We start from the raw sequence: 26,333 nt of genomic DNA, 5'->3' as shown, positions 1-26,333 counted from the left end.
CTATGAAGCCCCAAAGAACAGCAATTATTACCGGCGCGGGTCAGGGAATAGGCCTGGCCATCGCCGAGAAACTTGCCGCACAAAGTGTCAATTTGATTTTAAATGACTTGGAAGAGGCTTTGATCACAGATGCTTGTCAGAGAATTTCGCATTTACATGGAGTCGCCACCGTCCCAGTGGCTGGCGACTCCAGTTCTGAATCAGTTATTGAAAGCCTCTGCCGGGCAGCCACCTCCAATTTTGGAAGTTTGGATATACTCGTAGCCAATTCCGGGATTACACTTTTTGGGAACTTTCTGGACTATACCCGAGAGGACTTCAGGGCCGTTACCCGGGTCAATCAGGAGGGTAGTTTTTTTCTTTGTCAGGCGGCTGCCAAAATCATGAAAGACCAGCCGGAAGGCGGTGCGGTTCTTTTTACCTCCTCTGTCACAGGGCATCAAAGTCATAAAAACCTAGCTGCCTATGCCATGAGCAAAGCTGCGCTGGAGATGCTGGCCAAAAACCTGGTTTTAGAACTTGCCCCCTTTAAAATCCGAGTCAACACGGTAGCTCCTGGGGCCACTTTGACCAATCGAACAGCCATGGATCCAGCCTATGAAAATACCTGGTCTAGAATTACTCCGCTGGGCCGACCTGCTTCAGCTCAGGACATTGCCAATGCCGCTGCCTTTCTAGTCTCTGAAGAGGCCAAACACATCACCGGACAAACCTTAATCATCGATGGTGGCTGGACCAGCGTCAGCCCTTCCCCATATGCCTGAGAACCACCAAATCGCCAAAAAAAACCTCAAGGTTTACCGAAGATCCCCAGCTCCGTGGAAATTGATGGGTGAGGGGATCATTTTGATTTACAGGTTCAAAAAGGACTGGATTGAGGAAAATGGACAACTCCCGCTCCATCTGAAAGGTCAATTCAGAGGTGGGCTAGGTTATGTGATGTTAGTGAATTATGCATTTTCACCCGTAGGGCCTTACAATGAATTGCTGTTCATCCCCGGCAAGTTTGGTAAAAACAAAAAGCAAGCAATCACCAAAATCTATGTAGACAAGGATGTCAGCACATATAACGGGCGTGCCAACTGGGGAATCCCCAAGGAAACCTTACCCATAGCCTGGGAAAAAGCTGTGGGAAAGGACATTATCAACATCTCAGATCAGGACAAGCAGGTCTTTTCTTGTGAAGTGAAATCCGGAGGAATACCTTTCCCTGCCAGCACCAGTTTTCTGCCCATAGATCTGCATCAGGTATGGAACAAAGTAGACTATTACACCAAACCTTCCGGTTTTGGAACCGGCAGACTGGCCAAAATCCAGAACCTCAGTGTGGATCCCGCCTATTTCCCAGACATCAGTAGCCAAAAACCACTTTTGGTCATAAAGATCTCCCCATTTAGAATCAAATTTCCACTAGCCAAATATGCACTATAAGCCTTTCACAGAAGCGACAGTCATCATCACGGGAGCAGCTTCTGGGATAGGTAGAGAATTAGTAGTGCAGCTACTTCCCTCCTGCCCCAAAATACTGGCAGTAGATCTAGACCTTCTGGGCCTGAAACAGCTGAAAACCCAATACCCAGAAATACATATACTACAGGCAGATCTAAGCGAAAAGTCAGGTAATGAGAAGATTTTAGATTGGGTACAAACAAATTGGGAACGAGTAGATTTTTGCTTTGCAAATGCCGGGAAAGCTGAATTTGGTCCAGCTGAATCCCAAAATTGGAAAGAAATGGACAGGCTTTTTCAACTGAATGTCCATAGCCCCATCCAGGTAGGATATGCCCTAAGGGAAGCCTTTCCGGGAAAGAAATTCAGGCTTGTCATCACTGCTTCAGCCATGAGCTTTTGGACCATTCCGGGGTATAGCCTATATGCATCCACCAAATCGGCCCTGCTACAGTGGGCTCGTACGGTTTGGCTGGAGAAATCAGGTAACTGGCTTACCTTAGTTTTTCCTATTGCGACTGCGACTCAGTTTTTTCACCGAGCCGGAAAGAAAATCCCGAAAGCATTTCCGGTTCAGTCTGCTTCCCTTGTCGCCTCTACTATTTTGCATGGAGTGGCTCAAGGCAGAAAGAAAATCTTTCCTTCTCCACTGTTTTTGAGTATGTTAGTACTCAATCGCTTCTTTAGATTTATCAGAAGACTCTACCAGACCATAGAATACCAGAAATATAAAAAATGGCAAAGAGAGCAAGCTGACACCTAAGTACTTCCACTCCACCAAACTACAAAACCATGAAAAGCTTATCACTAATCATTCTTCTGGCCTCCTTACTCATCGCCTGCCAACCCAAAGAAAGCACCCCTGACACCCTGCCGATGAAAGTCGCCATGGCATATGGTTTTGATCAATTTGACAAAGTCAATTCCATCGCATATACCTGGAACGTACAGGTAGATTCGGCTAGAGTGGTCACCAGAGATTGGAAATGGAACATCAAAGACCGAACCGTATATTACGCCACTCCAGATACCAGCTACACCTACAGCCTGGATACCCCAAAGGAAGAAATGCCAGATGCGGACAAGGGATTTATCAATGATAAATACTGGCTCATGTACCCATTTCAACTGGCATGGGACAGCGGGTATGAATACGAAACTGAGGAAAATGTGCCTTCCCCTATCTCCGGTGAACCATCCACTAAGCTGACCATAGTCTATAATAGTGAAGATGGATATACCCCTGGAGATGCCTATGATTTGTATTTAGATGAAAACAACATGATTCTTGAATGGGTTTTTCGCCGAGGCAATGGAGCTGAAGGCAGACCTTTCACCTGGGATAATGTAGAACAGTTTGGCCCCATAAAAATGGCTACAACACATGAAAATGCATCGGGTCAAAAATTCATTTGGTTCACCAATATATCCGTAAACTAAAAACAAAGTATAAAACACCTCCGGTATGCTAGTGAAATGGGAGAAAATCCAGCGCTAACCACAATTGGGCTGAATAGTGGTATATTTAACCAAATTGAAACTGGGCACCTCTAAATATGAATGTAGAACCTATCAAATTATTTTTAGCTGATGACGACGTGGACGATAGATTTTTCTTTCAGGATTCCTTGAGGAAACTTCCTTTGAAAACCTGTCTGACTATGGTAAATAATGGAGTAGAACTCATGACTTTGCTGAACCAGGACAACCAGGAATTGCCCGATGTGATCTTCTTGGATTTGAATATGCCACTGAAATCCGGATTTGAATGCCTGGCAGAAATCATGGAGCACGAGCAATTCAAAAAACTACCCATTATCATCTATTCTACCTCTATGGATGAACCCTTAGTCAGCGCGCTTTATGAAAAAGGTGCCTTTCATTTTATCCGAAAACCATCCGAATACTCCAAGCTAAAGGATGTGATTTTTAAAGGGCTGAGTAGTCTGGATAATACTCCAAAAAAGCCCTCTAAAGAAAATTTTGTGATACAATCGTAGTAAAACTTATATGACAGAGCAGCAGTCAACCTCTACCACTTTTCCCTCTGGAGGGGGAGAGATGGGAAAATTGATTCGAAATAAAAACTGGGCAGAAACCTCCCTCGGTCACCAGGACACCTGGCCGCAAAGTCTGAGAACCACCCTAGACATTCTACTCAGCTCCAAGTTCCCAAAGTTCTTATGGTGGGGACCAGAGTTGATTTGTTTTTACAATGATGCCTATCGTCCCAGCTTAGGCTCAGAAGGCAAGCATCCCCACATCCTGGGCATGAATGGCAGAGAGGCCTGGCCAGAAATCTGGGACACCATAGGTCCGCTGATAGAGCAAGTCATGCAAAGTGGTGAGTCCGTTTGGTTTGAAGACTCACTGATACCAATTTTCCGAAATGGAAAAATAGAAGACGTGTACTGGACATTCAGTTATAGCCCCGCAAAAAATGATGAAGGCATTATTTCCGGCGTTTTAGTCACTTGCACAGAGACCACACAGAAAGTTTTGCTCAACCAAAAACTGGAGCGAAAGGAAAGAAAGCTAAGTCTGATCATTAAGCAAGCGCCAGCAGCTATTGCTACCTTCAGGGGGAAAGAATTTGTCACTGAGATCGTCAATGAAAAAGCACTGGAGCTCTGGGGAAGAACTGAACATGAGGTAGCTGGTAGACCCATCCTTGAAGCGATGCCTGAGTTAGTAAACCAGGGATTTCGGACGCTTTTGGAAGATGTATACCTGACAGGAAATCGCTTCTCCGCTTCAGAACTTCCCGTACAGATCTTCCGGGATGGCGAGCTGGACACCCTTTATATCAATTTCAGTTTTGAAGCACTCTATAATGCTGATGGCGAAATCGACGGCATCATTACCATAGGTCACGATGTAACCCAACAAGTGCTTTCCCATAAGGAAATAAAAGCCAGTGAGGAAAAGTTAAATCTAGCCCTGGATGCGAGTGAACTGGGGACTTTTGAATTTTACATTGAAGAAAAGAAACTGGTAGCCTCCCGCAGATTGCACGAAATCTATGAACTCCCCTTTGATGAGCAAATCACGCATCAGGATTTCTTGGCCGCCATTCATCCAGACGACCTCCCTCTACGCAACAAAGCTCACGAAATTGCACTGAAAACCGGAAAATTATCCTACCGAGCACGCCTGATCATGCCAGACAACCGGATTAAATGGAAGGAACTGCAGGGGAAGATATTTTACAACGACCAAGGCATCCCTGAAAAAATCCTAGGTACAGTACGGGACATCACTGAGGAAAAGACCAATCAACAAAAACTGGAAGCCAGTGAGCAAAAGTTCAGGTTACTGGCTAATACGCTGCCTCAACATATCTGGACTGCGGATAGTGAAGGAAAATTGAACTATTTCAATCAATCTGTCTATGAGTATACAGGCTATTCACCTGCCGAACTAGACTCCAAAGGATGGCTGGATGTGGTACACCCCGATGATAGAGCCGAAAACCTGGAGGCATGGATTCACTCGGTCACCACGGGCAAAGACTTTCTGTTTGAGCATAGGTTCAGAAAGCATGATGGAAGCTATCGATGGCAACTCAGCAGAGCCATTCCTCAGCATGATGAAGATGGGAATATCCAAATGTGGGTCGGATCTAGCACAGATATCCATGACCAAAAGAAGTTCACAGACGAACTAGAAAGACTGGTTATCGAGCGAACCAATGAACTTGCAGCCAATGTAAAAGAACTGGCTTATATGAACAAGGAGCTTCAGAGCTTCGCTTATATTTCTAGCCATGACCTGCAGGAGCCGCTACGCAAAATCCAGGCATTTTCCAGCTTATTGGTCGAGACCGAATATGAAAACCTCAGCGATCATGGCAAGCAACTATTTGACCGGATGAACAATGCCGCCAAAAGGATGAAAACACTCATAGATGACCTTTTGGCCTATTCCAGATCAACGATTTCTGAACGCAAGTATGAAGCTACAGACTTAAATCAATTGATAGAAGAAGTGCAGTCCGAGCTCAAAGAAGAATTGACTCAGGCTAAAGCTGAAATTATTTCCGACAAGCTCTGTACCCTGCCGGTCATCCCATTTCAGTTTCGCCAGCTTTTGCAAAACCTCTTCAGTAACTCCCTCAAGTTTTCTGCTGAGGGTAGGCCTACCCAAATCATAATTTCTTCAGAAAAGAAAATGGGAGATGAGTTTAACCTCACCAGACTGTCACCCCGTAAGCAATATTGCCACATCCAGATTAAGGACAACGGCATAGGTTTTGAAAATGAATACAGCGAACGGATATTTGAACTTTTCCAGCGTCTTCATGGCAAGGAAAAATTTAAAGGCACAGGAATAGGCTTAGCCATTGTCAAAAAGATAGTGGACAATCACAATGGCTATATCACAGCCAAAGGGGAACCAGGTGAAGGAGCTACCTTTGACATATATTTACCGGAAAACAAATAAAGCACACCACAACTATTTATTCCCTAAGCACTTGCCTCCTCACCAGAAGAGTTTTAACTTATTATGCCTATCCGCTTTTCTGCCAGTAAGGAGACTAAAGCAATATAGCACATGTTTAACTTAAGAATTGAGGCCACTTCAGCCTGTATCTCTACTGTGGGAGTCATCGGGCTGCTGTCCAGGTGGGCAAAGAGCTATAGGCTCCTAACTTCACTCCGTATATCCAGGTAACTTATTTTGATAAACCCTATACCCATGCTTGCATCACCTTTTCTAGTTGTATTGCTTTCACTTTTTCATATCCTTCATGGACCAGCTCCTAAAGCTGACCAACCCAATGTGCTCTTTTTAATTGCCGATGATTGGTCCTTTCCTCATGCCGGGGTATATGGGGATCCCGTAGTTCGTACGCCTACATTTGATCGTTTGGCAGCCGAAGGAGCTTTGTTTACCAATGCCTACACCGCCTCCCCCTCCTGCTCGCCTTCTAGGGCAGCCGTTTTATTGGGAAGGTACCCGCATCAAAATAAAGATGGAGGCAATCTCTGGTCGGAATTCCCAGCTCAGTACCCCACCTATGTGAGTTTACTGGAAAAAGCAGGTTACTTCACAGGTTCTACCCGCAAAGGCTGGGGACCTGGAGATTTCAAAATAAGCGGAATGGAACATAATCCAGCTGGCAAAAGCTATGAGGATTTCAAGACTTTCCTTGCAGAAAAACCCGCCGAGCAAGCCTTCACATTCTGGTTTGGCAGCACAGATCCTCATAGGGTTTATGTGCCAAATACCGGAATTCAGGCTGGAATGCCGCTAACCGGGGTGCGTGTTCCTGGTTTTTTCCCAGACAATGACTGCGTCAGAAATGACATCCTGGATTACTATTTCGAAGTAGAACGCTTCGACAGAGAATGCGGACAGCTGATCAAAATGCTGGAAGAAGCCGGCGAGCTGGATAATACGATCATCGTAATGACCAGTGACAATGGAATGCCCTTTCCACGGGCAAAAGCAAACTTGTACGATTACGGCACACGCATGCCCTTAGTCATCCGCTGGCCTGAAAAGGTGAAAGCTGGAACCGTAATCGATGATTTTGTGAATTTCGTGGATTTCGCACCTAGCTTTTTGGAGGCTGCTGGCTTATCACCGGAAAATATGAGTGGACAGTCGCTATGGCCATTGCTAGCTGGGGAAAAGCAGGACAGAGATCAGGTTTACCTAGAACGAGAACGCCATGCCAATGTGCGCAAAGGTGACCTCTCCTACCCTATGCGAGCAGTCAGAGATCATCAATTCCTATACATCAGAAATATGATGCCTGAGCGAAACCCAGCCGGAGATCCCAGTGTGCACCAGTCGGTAGGTCAATTTGGTGACGTGGATAATTCCATTACCAAATTTCTGATCATGAACCTGCAAGGTAAAGCTGAAGCAGGAGGTACGGATTACTTTGAGTTGGCATTTGGGTCAAGGCCTGCCGAGGAGCTTTACGATGTAGTAGCTGATCCCTACCAATTGAATAATCTGGCTGAGGATAAATCCTACGCCAGCGTAAAAGCAGAAATGAAAGAAAAGCTTCAGAAGTGGATGGAAGAGACCCATGACCTCAGAGCAACTGATCCGAGATCTACATATTGGGACGAGGTACGATATACCCCTGAGTACCAATTGAAGAATTTTGACTTTCAAAAAGGGATAGAAGAATATACTATCAAACCTCCTTTTGGGAAATATGCCAAAGCCGGAATTCCCTGCCTAGATGCAGAGTAAGCCGGCTGCTGGCACTAGATCAACCACTTTATTTTTAATCCTCTAATACCATTCCTGCCTCGCTAGGTTGGTATCCAATTCTATGTGCAAGTATGTAGAGTGAATCACCTGCATCCATCTCAAAGGCAAACTGATATACTGACCAGGCATCTGATGCTCTTTTCTTAAAACCAATAGATGCACCTTCTGTCGCAGAGCTGAGTGATACCTTTCCTTCCTCGTACCTTACCTCCGCAGGATCGGTCATTGGTGCTTGTTCTTGATTCCCCCACCATTCATAGACCATTTCCATTTCAGGCACTGCCCCCAGATCTCCGTATTCTTCCAGCCATTTCTGATGGGCATTCCGAAGCTCAGTCAGCTTTTCTGTGTATTCAGGATTTTCGGCAAGATTATTAAACTCAAATGGATCGGATTGGGTATCGTAGAGTTCCTCATCAGGCTTGCTCTCGTCAAACCAACGCTCTTGATTTGCATCCAAATCGCCCTGCTCATGCAGCTCCAGCAGGTGTACCATCAATGGATTACTCAGCCTATAGCGGATATTCTGATAATTTGGCTTCTCTGGCATGTAGTTTTTGATGTATTTATATCTTCCATCACTTACTGCTCTCACCCGATCCACCTCGGAATCCATCCGGTCTCGAGCTGCATAGATGTATTTTCTTGGCTCGGTTTTTTGGTTGCCCAAAAATGCCCTCCCCTGCATGTTGTTGGGGATTTTCACTCCTGCCAAAGAAAGAACTGTAGGTCCAAAATCCACAAAACTCACCAGCTGCTCATTGACAGTTCCTGGCTCAAGAAATGGGGCTTTCACAAAAAGAGGCACTCTAAGCCCTCTATCATATAGCTCCCGCTTGTAATAGGGCATGCCGTCCCCATGATCTGAATAGTAGAAAATAATGGTGTTTTCATAAAGCCCATCATCTTTCAATTGCTGAAGCAACTCTCCCACTTGCTGGTCAAAGCGCATCACATTGGTAATAAAGCGTGCTAAAGTCCTCCGTGTAATAGAATCATCTGGATACACCGGCGGCACTGTCACGTCAGCGGGATCTACTAGCAGCTCTTCATTTTCCCTAGCCCAAACTTGGGATTCATGAGTAGTTGTATAATTGAAAATAGAGAAGAACGGCTGATCCAGATCCTCTCTATTTCTCCAATGAGCAGTACGGCTGCTTTCGTCCCACAGGGTACCCGGAGCTTCAAACTGATAATCTTGCTTGACATTGTTGCTGGTATAATATCCCGCCATCCGAAGATATTCCGGAAATCCTTTCATACCTGCAGGGATCACTGCGGAGTAGGACTTATGGTCCGAAGGATAATTCTCAGATGCAGCCGCAGAAAAAGAAAGTGTCCTCATATGCATCGCTCCTATAGAAGTTTGATAGGCCCCGGTAATCAAGGCCGCCCGACTTGGCGCGCATACCCCTGCCGTGGAAAATGCATTGGTAAAAACCATCCCTGCTTTTGCCAGTGAATCTAGAACCGGTGTCTTACCTCCAGTCCCACCATAAGCTCCCAGGTGCTCAGGAGACATGTCTTCATTTACGATCCAAACTATATTTGGACGCTCAGGGTAATTGATTTCTATGGCCTTTTGACCGCCCTCTTGGCATGACAGCAAACTAATTAGAAGAAATACAAAGAGCAGGGAATATTTCATGGATACGATATTATCAGTCAGAATTATAAGTTATTCCTTTTCTCACAAAAACTAAAACTATCTGCTGATTACCGCGACAAAATCAAAATAATCACTATCCTTTATAACAATGATTAGCTTTGCTATTTGGAAAATCCCAGGGCTTTGGTAAATTATTCTTTATCCTTTAGAGCTATTTCATACATCCACCTTAACCAAAAGATTTTGAAAACAACATTCATTGGCGCTGTGCCTGTATTGCCTTCCCAGGATATCTCCAGAGATCTAAAGTGGTATGAGGATAAGTTTGGGTTTGTCAGGACATTTGGTGACCACATGTATGCTGGCATGAGGCTTGAAGAAGTGGAAGTCCACCTTCAGTGGCATGCAGACACTCCGGATGATCCCTTATTGGGCGGATCAGTAGTGCGTATTTTTGTAAAAAACATTGAACCCTACTTTGAATCTCTGGTGATCAAGGGAATCTTAAAACCCGAAAAACTCAGAAAAAACACGCCTTGGGGCACTCATGAATTTGGACTGTATGATCTGAACAACAACTCCATTTTTATTGTAGAAGACATTGATTCCTCCGCTGAAAAAACTTCCTAATCAAGAGCATTAGAAGTACAGGAAGTCTTATTTTCGCCTATGAACCAACAGCTCGGACAAATTGCCCTGCTCGTCCCGGATTATGACGAGGCAATCGAATATTACACCAACACCTTAGGATTCCACCTGATTGAGGATACGGTACTCAGCGATGTCAAGCGATGGGTGAGGGTAGCACCTCCCGGCTCCACCTGCCATTTACTTCTGGCCAAAGCTGCCGATGAATTGCAGCGAAACCAAATCGGCTTTCAAGCTGGTGGGAGAGTTTTCCTGTTTTTATACACTGATAATTTCTACCGGGATTACCATAACTATAGGGCAAAGGGAGTAGAGTTTATCAGAGAACCTTCTGAAGAGGCCTTTGGTACAGTTTCTGTCTTTAAGGATTTGTATGGCAATCTTTGGGATTTTATCGAAAGGAAATAAAAAAATGCTAGATGACCCATGCTAGAAGACCGATGTAGCTTTTCCTTAAATTTTAAGCAACTTCTAAGAAGTTCATCCTTCACTTTCATACCTCCTGACCGAGTTATTCAAAACAATTCATAATTTTAAATTCACCCATTTTAAATTACCCATTGGAAACCCAACCCAACAACCCCCTTCACGGAGTAAAGCTTGCCGACATGGTCGAGCATCTCGTCACGTTCTACGGATGGGAAGAACTGGGTGAGCGCATTACCATACGCTGCTTCACGCACGATCCTTCCGTGAAGTCAAGTTTAAAATTCCTCCGAAAAACCCCTTGGGCCAGGGAAAGGGTGGAAGGCTTGTATCTGAAGTCGTTGAGGGATGCGAAGAAAAAGTGATTTTTATTATCGGAGCGGCGACGCAGCAAAAAAAGTTGTTCATGACTTTACAGGTCTGAAGAAATTCTCAAGATCCGTCTTAATTGATCGTTAAATTGCATTTTTACTCTCGGCGAAAACCTCCGTATTCTGCGGTTGAAACAATCAAGACCTTCGAGGAGATTCCTCTTACTTTGTAGTCAGAATGACACCTCAAAGGTCACAAAAAAAGCCCGAAGTAAACTCCGGGCTTTTCGTTTTATGGTTCGTGGTTGTTTATACGTAGTTATTCAGCATCACTGGCATCACTAGCATCAGGATGTCTTCATTTTCGTCTTGCTCGGCAGGTAAAATCAATCCCGCTCGGTTTGGTGCAGAAAACTTCAGGCTCACCTCCTTGCAAGCGAGGTTATTCAGCATTTCTACCAAAAACTTAGCATTGAATCCGATTTCAATATCCTCCCCATCGTGATCACAGGAAAGTCTCTCATTGGCTTCATTGGAGAAGTCTAAGTCCTCTGCAGAAATCATCAACTCACTTCCGGTCAGCTTCAGCCTCACCTGATGGGTAGTTTTATTGGCATAAATCGCGATACGGCGTAGAGAGCTAAGCAACTCAGCTCTATCAATAGTCATCTTATTGGGATTCTCTGCTGGAATCACATTCTCATAATCAGGGAATCGCTCGTCAATCAGACGGCAGATCATTTTGATATTATTGAACTTGAAATAGGCATTGGACTGATTGAACTCTACAGTCACAGGTAGATTTTCAGAAGGCAAAGTTGACTTCAGAAGATTCAAAGCCTTGCGGGGAATGATCAAGCTGGCGGCATCCTGAGAAGCGATATCCACCCTTCTATATCTCACCAATCTATGACCATCTGTAGCTACAAAGGTAGTATTGGTGGAGCTCAGGTTGATGTACACCCCGGTCATTGCAGGGCGAAGTTCATCTGAACTGGTAGCAAAAATGGTATTGGAAACCGCAGAAGAAAGCACTTCTGTGGACATATCTACCGAGGTCGCATTACTTACCGTCGGGATTTTCGGAAAATCAGTAGCATTTTCTCCAGCCAGTCTATATCGGCCATTATCGGAGCTGATTTCCACCGCGTAGGTATCGTGATCTATACTGAAGGTCACTGGTTGCTCAGGGAGATTCTTCAGTGTATCGATCAAAATTTTAGCCGGCACTGCGATATTTCCATCTTCCTTGGCTTCCACGCTTATTTCTGTGATCATGGAGGTCTGCAAATCAGACGCCGTGATGGTCAGCGTACTTTCTTTGATCTCAAAAAGAAAGTTTTCCAAAATTGGCACCACTGGATTGGTAGTCACCACACCGTTGATTGCCGAAAGCTGCTTTAACAAAGCAGAAGAGGAAACAATAAATTTCATATCGAAGGGCTTATTTAATTTTTACTTTTGAATGGGGGTAAATTTATAAATAAAATCTAATTCGAACCCCCGGATAATTGAATCTTCGCAAAATTCTTCAAGACTTCAGCGAATTCTACCCTAGTTTGCTTTCCCAGTATATTTTTTCCTGCGAATCCACCAGCTAATTCCACCCAGAATCATAAGCAGCCCTACAGGAGCCAGTACATTGAGCACCTGCCAGTATACGCGCTGCTGAGCCACTTTTACCTTGTCAAGTGGGCGGATTTTGAAAGTCCGGGTTCTGGAAGCTATGATACCTTCAGGATCTGCCAAATACTGAGTCAGGTTTTTTAGGAAAAGTTTATTTGCAAAGGTAGTCTGACTGAAAGGATCCTCTCCCAACACCAATGGCGACCCATCCTGCAGATTTCTCTCCACTTGAAAAACATCACCATCACCTATCACTACTACCTTGCCTTTACCACTTTCTTTAAACTCTTCCTGGGCAAAATCTTCCGGCAAAAACCTGTTTTTGTAAAGCGAAGTAAACTCCCCTTCCAATAAATAAACCAGAGGTAAATTCTTAGTGCCAAACAAATCCACATCCGGCTCCTGCTCCATATCACTGAATGCCACGCGCACCGGTGCTGCCAATATCCTGCTATAATCTGAAGTAAAGATGAGAGGGGTTTTACGAACCCCATCTGCTTTCACCGTGTCCAGGCTACTAGCAAACCTGAAATTCACCACATCCAATCCTTTGGTGATGGGGTGCGCTTGCATCCTGCCTGCGTGGATGAAGAAAGGCCAAGGCAAAGGCACCATCTGTTCTTGGTTTCCAAAATTACCCGCCATTACCGGGAAATAGCCAAAATTCAAGTCTTGAATCAAATCCTTGTTGACTCGGATGCCATAGCGGAAAAGCAGGTTATCCAAACCCAACTCTAGGGGCATTGCCAATGTACCCTCCCCGCCTGCCTGCGTAATGTCCACAGCCACTCCATCCAAAAGCACCACCAGATTTCCTCCGTTCATTACATATTGATCCAGCAAGTATATCTCCCGCTCGGTATAACTCTCTCTGGGTCCTTGGATAAAAACTATGTTAAAATGAGCCAGATCTGCCGGAGTTTTCGCTTGTTCTAAAGGCACTTTGAACAGTTCAAAATCACCGTCTAGCGCTTCTACCAAGCCAAATCCCTCATCGTCACTCATCTCGCCATGTCCCATGATCATGGCTATGGCATTAGACTCTGGTGCAATAAGTTTCCGGATGGCATTACTCAGCTCAAACTCCAGGTTTTCTATGGATTGATTCAAAATCTGATCTGGACTCATCCCCCGCTCCCCTTTGAGCACCAGGGCTCCTGTTTCATAGGTTGCATTACTCACCAAAATTCCCGGAAAAATCAACTTGGTCTGAAGCCCGGTCTGCTGATTGACGGACAAGTTGGTAGGATTGATTCCGTAATCAGCCAGAGAAAGGATGAACTCTTCACGCTCACTTTCCTCCACTGTCAGCGGGTCAAAATAGGAAAAGGTGATTTTTTCGGAGCTGTAAGCATTAAAAGTCCTCACAGTTTCTTCTATAGCCTTTTGTAGCCGCCGAAATCCTCCAGGAAGATTATCATTTACCAATAGTATATCCACATGCAGCGGCTCCTTTAATTCAGACAAAATGTCCTCTGTCGCAGGATGCAGGGAAAAACGCTTTTCCTCAGTGAGATCAATCCGGAAATGCAGAAACTGCCCCAACAGCACAAATAGCAACCCCCCTCCCAAAAGAACTAACCAAGGCCTGACGGTATGTAAACTGGATTTTATCATTTATTCTTCAACACCAATACTGACCCGCCTAAAAACAGCCAAATCATACCCAACATGAAAAATACATCTCCAGAGTTCACCACTCCTCTACTCAAACTAATGTAATGATAGCTCAAACTCAGCTCCTCTACCCAGTAGCTAAATGCCCCGCTTTGCATATCTGCCAAAGCTGAAAACCCAAAGTATAGCACAAAACATAAAAACACCCCTAGCACAAATGCTACCACCTGCTGGGAAGTCAAGGAACTCGCAAACAAACCCACCGACGCAAAAACTCCTCCGATCATCACCAAACCAATCCAAGAGCCAAAAAATCCAGCCTGATCAATATTCCCCACAGGATCTCCCAATTGGATAATGCTATACAAATACAACAAGGTGGGCAGAACAGACACCAAAACCAGGCAAAACAACGCCAGATATTTGGCTAAAACAACCTGCAAAATATTCAATGGAGAAGTTCTCAATAGTTCCCAAGTCCCGGACTTACGCTCCTCGGCAATAGCCCTCATAGAAAGTGCAGGAACCAAAAAGGTAAAAACATAAGGCGTATAAGTAAACAAGGCTTCCAAATCTGCAAAACCATAATCCAGCACATTGCTTTCCGGGAAAACCCATACAATCAAACCCAGCGCAACCAGAAACAGCGCTATCACCAAGTAGCCAATTAAACTACCGAAAAAGGAATTGATCTCTTTAAAGAAAAGGCTTTTCATTTCGTGATCTCCCTGAAAATTTGTTCAAGATTCTTTTGCTGTTGATTTAAACTGATCAAGTTTAGCCCTCGCTGATGAACCACCTGCATGACCCCTTTTCTGCCTACAGCAGCATCTTGACAGGCTATCCTCAACTCCGTTTTGCCTTTGGAGCCAAAACTGACCCTGCCCAGGTCTTCAAACCACTCCACTTGCAGTTCCTCTTCAGCCTCTAAAATCAATTGCGCTTCTGCCGCTCCAGACTTGAGGTTTACCAGGGAGTCTGAAGCCAAAATCTTGCCTCTATTAATAATGACCACGTCATGGCAAATCGCCTCTACCTCCTGCATGATATGGGTAGAAAGAATGAGCGTCTTATCCTGAGCCACCTCCTGAATCAAACTCCTGATCTCCACCAGCTGATTGGGGTCCAGTCCCGTGGTCGGCTCATCCAGGATCACTACCTGGGGGTCATGGATCAGTGCTCTGGCAAGTCCTACTCGCTGACGGTAACCTTTTGACAGTTGGCCGATTTTCTTGTGCTGCTCGGGTTTCAGGCCCGTCCTTAGCAGCATTTCCTCGACTTTTGACCGAAGACCTGCACCAGAAATCCCGTATAGCCCCCCCGAAAACTCCAGGAATTCGCGTACATACATATCTAGATACAGAGGGTTGTGCTCGGGTAGGTAACCTATAAGGTTACTGACTTTTTTGGGCGCATGCAGTGCATCTTGGCCCAAAACGCTCACCTCACCCGAATCCGCAGCAAGAAATCCGGTTATGATCTTCATCGTGGTAGATTTCCCTGCCCCATTTGGCCCCAAAAAACCCAATATTCTACCAGGCGCTGCCGAAAAAGACACTTCATCAAGCGCTTTTTGATTTCCGTAAAATTTGGTGAGTTGGGATACTTCGAGTGACATGTAGCTTTTTTAGTCAGTCAAAAGTAAGGAAAAAATGGAGTTTTCGCGGTCTGAAGAAATAATGATAGCAGCACTATGCTTTCCATTTTTTTAACTTCAAATTATTCCATTTCTCAGAAATTGATTTCACAGACATCTGGCTTACAAAACAACTTTTAAACAAGTAATGGTAAGCAACCATCATGCAATCCAAGTTTGCTGGGAATTAACAGCAGGCCCTTATCGATAGCGCGTTCAAAGGGGTCGAGAAATACCAATAATTCTAAAGGGCTCGGTTAAAGAACTTAGCTTCCCGACTCTAACTTTTCCAGCAATAAATCCAGCTTGGTAATCCCTACATAATCTGCCACCAATTGCTTTTCTGAATCATAGCAATAGATAGAAGGGACGCTTCTCACCTGAAGGTAGGTGGCAACTTCCATATTTGAGTCCAAAAGGAAATGAACGTTTTCTTTTTCCTTGATGCGTAAACTATTCGCAAAATCAATCATCTCATCCAGGGGCTGTACCGTGGTCAAAATAATCGAATAATCCTCAAACTCATCTATCCTTTTAGAAAGCGAACCAAGCTCTTCTTGACAAAGGTGACAAGTAGAATTGAAATAAATAAACAGGGTAGGTTTATTCCCTGCCAATTCATGAATTGAACTGGACTTTCCCGCGATATCACTCAAGGTAAAATCCGGAAGAGTGCCCGGAGCATCACTTACAAGCTGCGGTACCGTATTGTCCTTTTGCATAGAATGGCCAAAATAGGCAGTACCTCCTAGCAAAATGGTGAAGATGATAATCAATTGTGCTTTTCTCATGACGGCTTTCTATAAAATTCTGTCCAAATAAATACATCTCTGCTTAAAAACAAGCTCAAAGCCTGCTGAATGGTAAAAATTGACTTAGGACGAAAGCCCCCAAATGAAAACCTCATTTGGGGACCACTAGGCTAGTTCAATCGCAAATCACTTCTTTTTCCCTTTTGGCCTCAGTGGTCGGCATTCCACATCAGCCACAAAGTAATTGGGGTGAGTTTCAATAGTCTGCACGATCGTTTGCGCGACATCCTCCGGGCGCATCATGTGCTCATGGGCACTTGCCCCCGCTATATCATCAAAGAAATTCGTCTGAGTGGAGCCTGGGTAAATGGTGGAAACTTTAATCCCAAAATCCCGCAATTCCATATACATGGAATGGGAGATTCCACGAACTGCATGCTTGGTCCCTACATATCCTGCAAAATTAGCAACGCCATTCAGACCGGCGATGGAAGCCACATTCAAGATATGTCCTTCGTCTGCCGCTTTCATGGCCGGTACCAATCTTTTGCTCACATAAAAAATACCATGAACATTGGTGTCAAACATAGCTTTCCAATCCTCAGAAGACATCTCCTCAAATTTTCCCGCTATCCCAAAACCGGCATTATTTACCAGAATACGAATATCAGTACCGAGTTTTGTTGTGGTCTCCTGAAAGGCATTTTCCACAGAACTTTCTACGGACAAATCACAGGTGAAAAAATGAAAGTTTTCATGCTGAAAATCGGGAGAATTTCTACCCCACCCGGCTACTGTTGTTCCCTTTGCCAGTAGCAATTTGACTACTTCCAGTCCTATTCCTTTACTTACGCCCGTGACTACAGCGGTTTGGTTATTTAGTTGCATATTGGTTTTTCTATGATTTACCCTAAAAAGTGAATTGAGTGAAAATAGTTCTTTTGACCTTGAGTTTTCATGCAGATTCACATGAAAAGCTTGACCATCAGCACATTTTTCTAAATTTGGATAAAGCAAAAAACAACCAGCAACCATGAAGGATCATTTACGCTCTTTTTTACTCACCCCACTACTTCTGGCTTCCGTCACCTTGTACGCCCAAACGGAACTTCGAACAGCCATTGATTCCAAAGCTACTGCGCTAGAGTCAAAGGTGATCGAATGGCGCAGGGACATCCACATGTACCCCGAGCTGGGAAATCAGGAATTCAGAACAGCGAAAAAAGTCGCAGATCACCTCCGCTCGCTGGGCATAGAAGTCACCGAAAATGTAGCAGTCACAGGAGTCGTGGGTATGCTGAAAGGAGGAAAACCCGGACCTACCGTCGCGCTACGGGCAGATATGGATGCACTCCCGGTCACCGAACGAAATGAATTACCATTCAAATCAGTAAATACCGCTACTTATAACGGGCAGGAGACCGGTGTGATGCATGCTTGTGGGCACGATAGCCATGTCGCGATTTTGATGGGCGTGGCCGAGGTACTGGCAGGAATGAAGGAAAACCTAGCGGGCAATGTGAAATTTATTTTTCAGCCTGCAGAAGAGGGAGTCTTTGATGCAGAAATAGCAGGAGCAGAGCTTATGGTTAAAGAAGGAGTAATGGAAGATGTGGACGCAGTATTTGGCCTGCATATCAATTCCCAGACAGAGGTAGGACAAATAAGCTACCGGTCCGGCCCGATAATGGCAGCGGTAGACAACCTGAACATTACAGTAAAAGGCACCCAAGCCCACGGTGCATATCCCTGGTCTAGTGTGGACCCCATCGTGACCAGCTCTCAGATCATCATGGGGCTGCAAACTATTTTGTCCAGAAGTGTGAATGTCACCAAAAACCCGGCGGTAGTCACTATAGGGGCCATTCATGGCGGAATTCGACATAATATTATACCGGAAGAGGTAGAGATGATAGGCACCGTTCGGACATTTGGTGATGAACAGCAGACTCTAGTACACAAGCGGATCAATGAAATCGTGACCAATATAGCAGCCAGTGCAGGGGCTACAGTGGAGCTCAACTTAGAAAAACTATACCCATCCACAGTGAATGATCCTGACTTAACCGCCGAAATGTTACCAAGCTTAGAGGCGGCAGCCGGGGCAGAAAATATCAACTACATCAGCCCGGTCACCGGCGCTGAGGATTTCAGCTTCTTCCAAAGAGAAAAACCTGGTGTATTCATTTTCCTAGGAGGAATGAAAAAAGGTGGAGACCCAGCTACCACGCCCTCGCACCACACTCCGGACTTCTACATAGACGAAGGAGGATTTGTTTTAGGAATGAGAGCTTTGAGTTACCTAGTAGTGGATTACAACGACAAACACCAGCCTTAGGTCTTTTGCTCAAAAAAAACAATCCATCAAAAGCCCATTCCCTGCGAGTGGGCTTTTGAGTTATTGAACCAGATTCTTTGCAGCTTGGGAAGTGCTGTTTTTATTAAAACGATATCTTTGCAGTCCAATCCAACCTGACAGCTCGTGTACAAAATCTTACTTAAACCATTCTTTTTTAGACAAAATCCAGAAGAAGCACACCATACCACAGTGGGTTTGACCAAGTTCTCTTTTAACCTGCCTATCGTGGGAGATCTGATCAGAACTTTTTACAAGTTTGAAGACCCTAGGTTAGAACGCGAGGTTTTTGGATTGAAGTTTAAAAATCCTGTGGGACTGGCAGCAGGATTTGATAAGGATGCCAAGCTAATAGACGAAATGGCGATGCTAGGCTTTGGTTTCATAGAAATCGGCACATTGACCCCCAAGCCTCAGCCGGGCAATCCTCAGCCTAGGCTTTTCAGGCTTCCGCAGGATGAATCCTTAGTCAACCGCATGGGGTTTAACAATGGAGGAGTCCAAGAGGCTGTTCAGCGCCTGAAAAACAGAAAATCAGATGTTTTGGTGGGTGGAAATATCGGCAAAAACAAAGTGACGCCGAACGAAAATGCAGTGGATGATTACCTGATCTGCCTGGAAGCACTACACGATTATGTGGATTATTTTGTAGTCAATGTCAGCTCACCCAACACACCCAATCTACGGGATCTTCAAGAAAAGGAACCACTCAAACAACTGTTGCAAGCAGTGAAAAATGCCAATGACCAAAAGGCCAATCCCAAACCCATTTTGCTCAAAATCGCCCCTGATCTCACCGATGGGCAACTGGATGACATCATTGAAATCGTACAGGAAACCAAAATCGATGGAGTCATAGCGACCAACACCACCATTGACCGTTCGAAACTGACCAGCAGCAGCTCCAAGATAGAGGCCATAGGAGCAGGAGGCGTCAGCGGTAAAGTCCTGACCAAAAGAAGTACTGAAGTAATCCGATACCTTTCCGAAAAGTCAAACAAGGCCTTTCCCATCATTGGCGTAGGAGGCATACATTCTGCGGCTGATGCTATAGAAAAGCTAGAAGCCGGAGCCAGTTTGGTACAGGTTTACTCGGGCATGATTTATGAGGGACCTAACCTGATCAAAAAGATTAAACAAGGAATATTGGCTTATTTTTCGAAGTAATTTGTCAAGCAACCACCATTAATCTTAACTTAAATTCGGATTTGAATCGCATACATGGCCACCAATTCACCTAGGACCAATACTTTTAGAAAAAAAGGAGAAACCGCCAAGAAAAAGAAGGCTGGCAGTAATGGGCCTCGCTTTTCTTTTGGCAAAATAAACACAGCCAAAATCGGCCTAGCCTTAGGAATTTTGCTGATGTCCACTGCGCTTTTTCTATTGATAGCATTTATCAGCTACCTGATCAATGGGCCGGCGGACCAAAGTCTGGTGATGAACAATACTAGCCAGGAATTGCGCGACACGGCACGGGAGTCCAGCAATTGGCTAGGCTACCTGGGCGCACAAGCTTCCTACCTGATGATTTATCGCTGGTTTGGAATCGCAGCCTTTCTCTTCCCTCCGCTTCTATTCATTCTGGGATTCAAATGGGCATTTAAAATTCCGCTCATTTCCTTGACACGCTACACCACCTTTGCCTTGTTCTTTACCTTTTGGCTGGGACTGCTCACTGGCTACATTGTCATCCTGATCAAAGGCTATTCCTATTGGAGTTTCCTTTCGGGAGGTTTTGGTTATGAGTTGGCCAAACTTTCAGCAGACTTTCTGAGCTGGGGCACCTTTATCTTGCTGGGAGGCTCCATGCTTATTTTTGTGATTTTCTTTTTTGATATAGACAAAATCGACTGGTTCACCAGTAAAAGCTCCAGCACTGACCTACCGGAAGACGATCCTGAGCTTGGCAATGAAGGAAGTCCAAAAAATCCTTTTGTGGAAGATACTGAAGAAGAGGATATAGAAGATGACGGGAGCTCATGGACAGTGAAAGACACTCAAAATACAGAACATGAGGAAAAGCCTTCCACAGAAATAGACCTGAGCCCAGCATCTCCTCCCAAGCCAAAACCGGCAAAAGATGAGATAGCTTTTGACGTACCTCAGCTGAATATTTTAGACCCGAAAGTAGAGCATAAAGAGGAACCCAAAGACGACAAGAACTTCTCCGTGGTAAAACCTGCCGGAGAGGAGAAAACTGCCGAGGAGGTAGAAAACCTGGATGCTTATGACCCTACGCTGGACCTTCCCCACTATAAATACCCCACGCTAGATCTGCTCAATGAATATGATGTGCAGAAAGTAACTGTGAGTAGGCAGGAACTGGAAGAGAATAAAAACAAGATTGTAGAGACGCTTGAAAACTTCAAAATAGGAATTCAGGAAATCAAGGCTACTATAGGACCTACGGTCACGCTCTATGAAATAGTACCAGAGCCGGGTGTGAAAATCTCTAAAATCAAAAACCTGGAAGATGACATTGCCTTGAGTTTGGCCGCTTTAGGCATCAGGATCATTGCGCCAATTCCAGGCAAAGGCACCATAGGGATAGAAGTCCCAAATAAAAACCGCGAGCTGGTACCGGCCAGAGCTGTTTTGGGCACTGAAAAATTTATGCGCTCGGATAAGGACCTTCCTATTGCCCTGGGCAAAACCATTTCTAACGAAGTCTTCGTGGCGGATTTGGCTAAAATGCCTCACTTGCTTATGGCAGGAGCCACCGGTCAAGGTAAATCCGTGGGGCTGAATATGATTTTGGCATCCTTGATTTACAAGAAACATCCAGCCCAGCTGAAGTTCGTTCTGGTGGATCCCAAAAAGGTAGAATTAACCCTTTTCAACAAAATAGAAAGGCATTACCTGGCCAAGCTTCCGGGGGCCGAGGAGGCGATCATCACGGATACCAAAAAGGTGATCTACACCTTAAATTCCCTCTGTATAGAAATGGACAATCGGTACAACTTGCTGAAAGATGCCGGGGCCAGAAACCTGAAGGAGTACAATGCAAAATTCATCGCCAGGAAGCTAAATCCGGACAAGGGACACCATTTCATGCCTTATATCGTATTGGTGATAGATGAGCTGGCGGATTTGATGATGACCGCAGGTAAAGAAATAGAGGGACCTATTGCCAGGCTGGCACAGCTGGCACGGGCGATAGGGATACACCTGGTAGTAGCTACACAGAGACCTTCTGTAAATGTGATCACAGGTATCATCAAAGCCAACTTTCCCGCTAGACTTTCCTTCCGTGTCACTTCGAAAATCGATAGCCGTACCATTCTGGATGCAGGCGGAGCAGATCAGTTGATCGGAATGGGAGATATGCTGCTTTCTCATGGATCCGAAATGACGAGAATTCAATGTGCATTTTTAGACACCCCCGAGGTAGATGCAATCTGTGATTATATAGGCGAACAGCGAGGATATTCGGATGCTTACCTGCTACCGGAATTTGAAGGAGAGGACGGTGATGGCTCCGTAGGTGAAGTAGATCTTTCCGATCGGGATGCCCTTTTTGACGATGCTGCCAGGCTGATTGTGATGCATCAGCAGGGAAGTACCTCACTTATCCAGCGTAAATTGAAATTAGGCTACAACCGAGCCGGAAGAATCATAGATCAACTCGAAGCAGCAGGAATCGTGGGGGCTTTCGAAGGATCCAAAGCCAGAGAAGTACTTATTCAGGATGAAGCTAGTTTGGAACAGTTATTGAACAGTCTGTAATAGCTGTTCAAATCGTTCAAACAGCTCAATTCATGAAAAAAATCACCCTACTTTACACCCTACTCTTTGCCTTATTGATCTCCTTTCAAGCTACAGCGCAGAAAGACCCACAGGCAAAAACAATTCTGGATGCCATGAGCCAAAAGTTCAAGGATATGAACGGTTTCACCGCAAGTTTTGACTACACCTATCAAGACGGGACTGGAGCCGGAGATGTACAGTCTGGAGAAATCGCCGTAAAAGGCGAACAATACCGATTGAAGCTTCCAGATCAGGAAATTTTTAATGACAGCAAAACCGTCTGGACTTTTATCCAGTCAGATAATTACAAGGAGGTAACCATTAATGATGCCTCACAGATGGAAGGGGAACTCACACCCTCAAACATCTATAGACTCTACGAATCTGGATACAACTACAGCCTCCTCGGCGAAAAGCAATATCAGGGCAAAAAAGTACAGGTGGTGCAACTAATCGCCGAAAACAACAATGCCCCTTTTGAACAAGTCAAACTGATGATTGACTCAAGCAATTCTAATCTTCTGGGCTGGGAAATGTTTGATGGGCAAGGTGGAGTCTTCTCCTATTCGTTCAAAAACTTAAAGCTAAACTCAAACTTACCTGCTTCACATTTCGCATTTGATGCCACCAAACATCCTGGAATCGAAATCATTGATTTAAGGTAAAGGAGAGCTTAGAGGGGAGTTTCCTTCTCTACGTAAATGCGGGCAACCCATGCTTTCACCAGCTCTAGTCCATGTGCTGTGAGGTGTGCCTCTGGATGATATTGAATTCCTACAATCGGTAATTTTCTATGCACCATCCCCATGACTTCACCTTCTTCCGTTTCCAGTATTACTTCCAAAACATCGGGCAAGTCCCGAAGCTGTAAGGAATGGTAACGTGTGACATGAAAACGACCAGGCAAATTATCAGAAATGAAACAATGGGGCTTAGTCTTGCGAACAAGGTGGACTTTACCGTGGGTAGGAACTCGGTTTTTCACCAATTTGGCTCCGAAAAATTCCCCAATCGCCTGGTGCCCAAGGCAGACACCTAAGATTGGGACTTTATCAAAATAATAAGCAAGAATAGCATTTAAATTACCAGCAGCTGCGGGTGTCCCTGGCCCTGGAGAGAGCACCAATCCTTCGAAAGGGACTTTTTTTAGCTCCTCCAAAGCAGTGTCATTGCGGACCACCAAGAGCTCCTCTCCTGTTTGCCTCAGCAAATCAGCCAGCATATGACTGAAGGAATCAAAATTATCAATCAGTAGCAGCATCTTTGATTTTCTCCACTACTTCTTCCAACTGCTTCAAACTCTCCTCTACGCTCGGGAAAAAAGGCTCCACAAAAGAGACTATTCCCGGTGCTATAGGTTGGATGAATGGCATCATCTCGGAATCTTTTGTCCATTTTTTAGGCATATCCAATTTGAACAGATTCGCTTGCCAAAAAAACAAACTGATGAAAAAGGCAGCTTTCACCACTCCAAAAATAGCTCCCACCGTGGAGTCCAGTCCTCCAAGCAGCACCAGATTCATGACTTGCTTTAGGATCCAGCCTGCCACTTTGATCAAAAGAAGAGTGAGAAAAAATATCACCAGAAAACCCATGATGGGAAATCCCAGATTAAACTCCGTGACATTATCTGCCAGCCAGTCATTGGCCGGAGCCATAAAATAAATGCCCAGAATCAGCGCAATGACAAAACCGAACAGGCCTAAGACCCCAAGAAGGAATCCTTTGCGGTATCCCTCATAGGCTCCCAGGCCAAGCAAGGCGACGATTATAATGTCTATTATGCTCAACTTAACTGTTTAATATCACTTTCACTTTTTCAGAAATCGCTTTGCCATCAGCTTTGCCTGCCAATTGCTTACTGGCTACGCCCATTACTTTCCCAATATCCTTGGGACTGGATGCTCCCGTTTGCGTGATTATTTCCTGTACAGCCGCTGTTAGCTCTTCATCAGTTAGGGCTTTGGGCAGGAATTCCTGCAAGATTTTGAGTTCAGCCATTTCCACCTCATACAGATCAAATCGGGCCTGCTGCTCGTAAATATCTGCAGAATCCTTGCGTTGCTTTGCGGCTTTGGTCAGAAGTTTCAGCTCATCTTCCTCAGTCAGGTCAGCCTTTGCACCGCTTTTAGTTTCTTCCAAAAGAATCAGGGATTTGATCGAACGCAAAGCCGCTAAACGTGCTTTATCTTTAGCGATCATTGCTGATTTAATTTCTCCTTCTATTTTCTGCTTTAAACTCATTAGTCCTAAGTTTGTGTTACAATTCTATTAATTCAGACAAAAATACCTTTTTCGACTCGGATATGACCAAGCTCAGTGTAAATATTAACAAGATCGCGACACTTCGCAATGCTCGGGGTGCTGATAATCCCAATGTAGTCCAAGTAGCGCTTGATGCAGAACGATTTGGAGCGCAGGGAATTACCGTACACCCCAGGCCGGATGAACGCCATATCCGCTATCAGGATGTGATAGACCTGACGAAGGTCGTCACTACAGAATTTAATATAGAGGGATATCCCGACCATAGATTTATGGAATTGGTACGCTTGGTCAAGCCGGCGCAGGCTACTTTGGTCCCAGACCCGCCTGATGCCATCACTTCCAATACCGGATGGGACACCATCTCAAACCGGGAAATGCTGACCGATATTGTGGCCGAACTACACGAATCAGGAGTACGGGTGTCGATTTTCATCAATCCAGAAAGCAAGTACTTTGAACCTGCGAAACGCACCGGAACGGATCGGGTAGAGCTTTATACCGAGCCCTATGCTTCAACCTATCACAAGGATAAAGAGGCGGCTGTAAAACCTTATGTGGAAGTTGCCCAATTGGCAAGGGAATTGGGACTAGGACTCAATGCCGGCCATGATCTGGACTTGCAAAACCTGGCATTTCTGAAGCAATCCATCCCTTACCTGGATGAAGTTTCTATTGGCCATGCTTTGATCTGTGATGCGCTGTATTACGGTCTGGAGAATACTATTCAGATGTATAGAAGAAAGCTGGAATTGTAGGTATTGTCAATAGTGGCCACCACAGCCCACTGCTTCATCACCTATAATATAGCCATCCAATTACTATCAACCCAACCTGATCACTATGCGGCAGTTGACCGTCGTCAGTGGTCTGATGACAATTAAAATGATATGCAATTAAATTTCAAAAAACTAGGTGCAGGTAAACCCTTAATCATACTACATGGCCTGTTTGGTTCTGCGGACAACTGGTTCAGTATTTCCAAAGAACTCAAGGACAATTACACGCTATACCTCATAGATCAAAGAAACCATGGAGATTCTCCTCAGTCCACGGAATGGAATTACGAGGTGATGGCCAGTGACCTGAAGGAATTCATGGATAAGGAAGGACTGGAGAAAACATACTTGATGGGGCACTCTATGGGAGGAAAGACGGTTATGAATTTTGCGCTCAAATTCCCCGAAAAAGTGGAAAAATTGATCGTGGCAGACATAGCCCCAAGGTACTATCCGGTTCACCATCAGTCGATTTTGGAGGGGTTAAATGCCATCGACCTGAAAACAATCCAATCCAGAAAAGAAGCCGATGATGAACTGGCCAAGTATATTTCAGAAATGGGAATCCGGCAGTTCCTTCTCAAAAGCTTAGGAAGAGATTCAGATGGTTTTATTTGGAAAATAAACCTGCCTGTGATCACGGAAAAGATCAATAATGTGGGGGAAGCTTTGCCAGAAGGAGGAAGCTTCGACGGCCCCACCTTGTTTCTGGCGGGAGCTAATTCGGCCTACGTCCAGCAGTCAGACTTAGACGATATCAATACATTCTTTCCAAACAATGAAGTGGAATTCATTGCAGATGCAGGGCATTGGCTTCATGCTGAGCAGCCAGATGCAGTGGTAAAGGAAGTCAGGAAATTCTTAAAATAGGACAA

Annotated in this window: 26 protein-coding genes; 16 read left to right on the top strand and 10 right to left on the bottom strand. The window is 44.9% G+C overall.

What is annotated here, in order from left to right; genetic code table 11:
* The first annotated feature begins 2 nt into the window (after positions 1–2).
* The 7 genes from PBT90_RS01180 (at position 3) to PBT90_RS01150 (ending at position 7,662) form a co-directional block, all read left to right on the top strand.
* Entirely contained in the window at positions 3–764 is a 762-nt protein-coding gene (locus tag PBT90_RS01180) for an SDR family NAD(P)-dependent oxidoreductase (RefSeq protein ID WP_264808534.1), read from the top strand.
* Positions 757–1,431, top strand: a complete 675-nt coding sequence (locus PBT90_RS01175; RefSeq protein WP_264808533.1) for an acetoacetate decarboxylase family protein — start codon at positions 757–759, stop codon at positions 1,429–1,431. Before PBT90_RS01180 ends, PBT90_RS01175 begins: the two co-directional genes overlap by 8 nt.
* Complete coding sequence (locus tag PBT90_RS01170) at positions 1,421–2,212, top strand: SDR family NAD(P)-dependent oxidoreductase (RefSeq protein WP_264808532.1); 792 nt, start codon at positions 1,421–1,423, stop codon at positions 2,210–2,212. The genes PBT90_RS01175 and PBT90_RS01170 overlap by 11 nt, the downstream gene beginning before the upstream one ends.
* Before the next feature lie 29 nt (positions 2,213–2,241).
* Positions 2,242–2,889: a hypothetical protein gene (locus tag PBT90_RS01165; protein WP_264808531.1), complete on the top strand. Its 648-nt coding sequence runs from the start codon at positions 2,242–2,244 to the stop codon at positions 2,887–2,889.
* A 116-nt stretch (positions 2,890–3,005) separates the two neighbouring features.
* Complete coding sequence (locus tag PBT90_RS01160) at positions 3,006–3,449, top strand: response regulator (protein ID WP_264808530.1); 444 nt, start codon at positions 3,006–3,008, stop codon at positions 3,447–3,449.
* Between the two features lie 10 nt (positions 3,450–3,459).
* Positions 3,460–5,892 carry a PAS domain S-box protein gene (locus PBT90_RS01155; protein ID WP_264808529.1) on the top strand — a complete coding sequence of 811 codons (2,433 nt, stop codon included), beginning with the start codon at positions 3,460–3,462 and terminating at the stop codon, positions 5,890–5,892.
* 255 nt (positions 5,893–6,147) lie between these two features.
* Positions 6,148–7,662 carry a sulfatase family protein gene (locus tag PBT90_RS01150; protein WP_264808528.1) on the top strand — a complete coding sequence of 505 codons (1,515 nt, stop codon included), beginning with the start codon at positions 6,148–6,150 and terminating at the stop codon, positions 7,660–7,662.
* Positions 7,663–7,696: 34 nt separating this feature from the next.
* Here the strand turns inward: PBT90_RS01150 and PBT90_RS01145 are convergent, their stop codons facing one another.
* Positions 7,697–9,331 carry a sulfatase family protein gene (locus PBT90_RS01145; protein ID WP_270131139.1) on the bottom strand — a complete coding sequence of 545 codons (1,635 nt, stop codon included), beginning with the start codon at positions 9,329–9,331 and terminating at the stop codon, positions 7,697–7,699.
* A 204-nt stretch (positions 9,332–9,535) separates the two neighbouring features.
* Here PBT90_RS01145 and PBT90_RS01140 point away from each other — a divergent pair, with 204 nt between their 5' ends.
* The 3 genes from PBT90_RS01140 (at position 9,536) to PBT90_RS01130 (ending at position 10,731) form a co-directional block, all read left to right on the top strand.
* Positions 9,536–9,922 carry a VOC family protein gene (locus PBT90_RS01140; RefSeq protein WP_264808526.1) on the top strand — a complete coding sequence of 129 codons (387 nt, stop codon included), beginning with the start codon at positions 9,536–9,538 and terminating at the stop codon, positions 9,920–9,922.
* A 39-nt stretch (positions 9,923–9,961) separates the two neighbouring features.
* Positions 9,962–10,348, top strand: coding sequence for a VOC family protein (locus PBT90_RS01135; protein WP_264808525.1), 387 nt, complete (start codon positions 9,962–9,964; stop codon positions 10,346–10,348).
* A gap of 152 nt (positions 10,349–10,500) precedes the next feature.
* Complete coding sequence (locus tag PBT90_RS01130; RefSeq protein WP_264808524.1) at positions 10,501–10,731, top strand: VF530 family protein; 231 nt, start codon at positions 10,501–10,503, stop codon at positions 10,729–10,731.
* A gap of 255 nt (positions 10,732–10,986) precedes the next feature.
* Here PBT90_RS01130 and dnaN read toward each other — a convergent pair whose 3' ends face one another.
* The 6 genes from dnaN to PBT90_RS01100 all read right to left on the bottom strand — a co-directional run bounded on the left by dnaN (position 10,987) and on the right by PBT90_RS01100 (position 17,196).
* Positions 10,987–12,111: a DNA polymerase III subunit beta gene (gene dnaN / locus PBT90_RS01125; RefSeq protein WP_264808523.1), complete on the bottom strand. Its 1,125-nt coding sequence runs from the start codon at positions 12,109–12,111 to the stop codon at positions 10,987–10,989.
* A gap of 120 nt (positions 12,112–12,231) precedes the next feature.
* The gene (gldG, locus tag PBT90_RS01120) at positions 12,232–13,920 is read right to left on the bottom strand and encodes a gliding motility-associated ABC transporter substrate-binding protein GldG (protein ID WP_270131135.1); all 1,689 of its coding nucleotides are present in this window, start codon (positions 13,918–13,920) and stop codon (positions 12,232–12,234) included.
* Positions 13,917–14,636, bottom strand: a complete 720-nt coding sequence (gldF, locus tag PBT90_RS01115; protein WP_264808521.1) for a gliding motility-associated ABC transporter permease subunit GldF — start codon at positions 14,634–14,636, stop codon at positions 13,917–13,919. Before gldF ends, gldG begins: the two co-directional genes overlap by 4 nt.
* Positions 14,633–15,538 (bottom strand): gliding motility-associated ABC transporter ATP-binding subunit GldA, encoded by a 906-nt coding sequence (gene gldA, locus PBT90_RS01110; protein ID WP_264808520.1) that lies wholly within the window; start codon positions 15,536–15,538, stop codon positions 14,633–14,635. The genes gldF and gldA overlap by 4 nt, the downstream gene beginning before the upstream one ends.
* A 284-nt stretch (positions 15,539–15,822) precedes the next feature.
* The gene (locus PBT90_RS01105) at positions 15,823–16,347 is read right to left on the bottom strand and encodes a peroxiredoxin family protein (RefSeq protein WP_264808519.1); all 525 of its coding nucleotides are present in this window, start codon (positions 16,345–16,347) and stop codon (positions 15,823–15,825) included.
* 147 nt (positions 16,348–16,494) lie between these two features.
* Positions 16,495–17,196 carry an SDR family oxidoreductase gene (locus tag PBT90_RS01100; RefSeq protein WP_264808518.1) on the bottom strand — a complete coding sequence of 234 codons (702 nt, stop codon included), beginning with the start codon at positions 17,194–17,196 and terminating at the stop codon, positions 16,495–16,497.
* 145 nt (positions 17,197–17,341) lie between these two features.
* On the opposite strand from PBT90_RS01100, the gene PBT90_RS01095 reads away from it, so the two are divergent.
* The 4 genes from PBT90_RS01095 (at position 17,342) to PBT90_RS01080 (ending at position 23,079) form a co-directional block, all read left to right on the top strand.
* Entirely contained in the window at positions 17,342–18,646 is a 1,305-nt protein-coding gene (locus PBT90_RS01095; protein WP_264808517.1) for an amidohydrolase, read from the top strand.
* Positions 18,647–18,790: 144 nt separating this feature from the next.
* Positions 18,791–19,831 (top strand): quinone-dependent dihydroorotate dehydrogenase, encoded by a 1,041-nt coding sequence (locus tag PBT90_RS01090; protein ID WP_264808516.1) that lies wholly within the window; start codon positions 18,791–18,793, stop codon positions 19,829–19,831.
* A 54-nt stretch (positions 19,832–19,885) separates the two neighbouring features.
* On the top strand, positions 19,886–22,393 hold the full coding sequence (locus tag PBT90_RS01085) for an FtsK/SpoIIIE family DNA translocase (protein WP_264808515.1): 2,508 nt from the start codon (positions 19,886–19,888) through the stop codon (positions 22,391–22,393).
* Positions 22,394–22,425: 32 nt separating this feature from the next.
* Positions 22,426–23,079 (top strand): LolA family protein, encoded by a 654-nt coding sequence (locus PBT90_RS01080; protein WP_264808514.1) that lies wholly within the window; start codon positions 22,426–22,428, stop codon positions 23,077–23,079.
* A gap of 8 nt (positions 23,080–23,087) precedes the next feature.
* Here PBT90_RS01080 and PBT90_RS01075 read toward each other — a convergent pair whose 3' ends face one another.
* The 3 genes from PBT90_RS01075 to PBT90_RS01065 are packed head-to-tail and all read right to left on the bottom strand — an operon-like array spanning position 23,088 to position 24,658.
* Positions 23,088–23,675, bottom strand: coding sequence for an anthranilate synthase component II (locus PBT90_RS01075; RefSeq protein ID WP_264808513.1), 588 nt, complete (start codon positions 23,673–23,675; stop codon positions 23,088–23,090).
* On the bottom strand, positions 23,659–24,204 hold the full coding sequence (locus PBT90_RS01070; protein WP_264808512.1) for a CvpA family protein: 546 nt from the start codon (positions 24,202–24,204) through the stop codon (positions 23,659–23,661). Before PBT90_RS01070 ends, PBT90_RS01075 begins: the two co-directional genes overlap by 17 nt.
* Position 24,205: 1 nt before the next feature.
* The gene (locus PBT90_RS01065) at positions 24,206–24,658 is read right to left on the bottom strand and encodes a GatB/YqeY domain-containing protein (RefSeq protein WP_264808511.1); all 453 of its coding nucleotides are present in this window, start codon (positions 24,656–24,658) and stop codon (positions 24,206–24,208) included.
* Between the two features lie 62 nt (positions 24,659–24,720).
* On the opposite strand from PBT90_RS01065, the gene PBT90_RS01060 reads away from it, so the two are divergent.
* Together PBT90_RS01060 and PBT90_RS01055 are read left to right on the top strand one after the other, a co-directional pair.
* Positions 24,721–25,437: a pyridoxine 5'-phosphate synthase gene (locus PBT90_RS01060; protein WP_264808510.1), complete on the top strand. Its 717-nt coding sequence runs from the start codon at positions 24,721–24,723 to the stop codon at positions 25,435–25,437.
* A gap of 132 nt (positions 25,438–25,569) precedes the next feature.
* A complete protein-coding gene (locus PBT90_RS01055) occupies positions 25,570–26,328 on the top strand; it encodes an alpha/beta fold hydrolase (protein ID WP_264808509.1) in 759 nt (252 codons plus the stop codon).
* Positions 26,329–26,333: the final 5 nt, after the last annotated feature.

Source organism: Algoriphagus sp. TR-M9 (genome assembly GCF_027594545.1).
GTDB classification, from domain to species: domain Bacteria; phylum Bacteroidota; class Bacteroidia; order Cytophagales; family Cyclobacteriaceae; genus Algoriphagus; species Algoriphagus halophytocola.
Note: the sequence above shows the minus strand (reverse complement) of the source record. Positions and strands in the feature narration are given on the sequence as shown.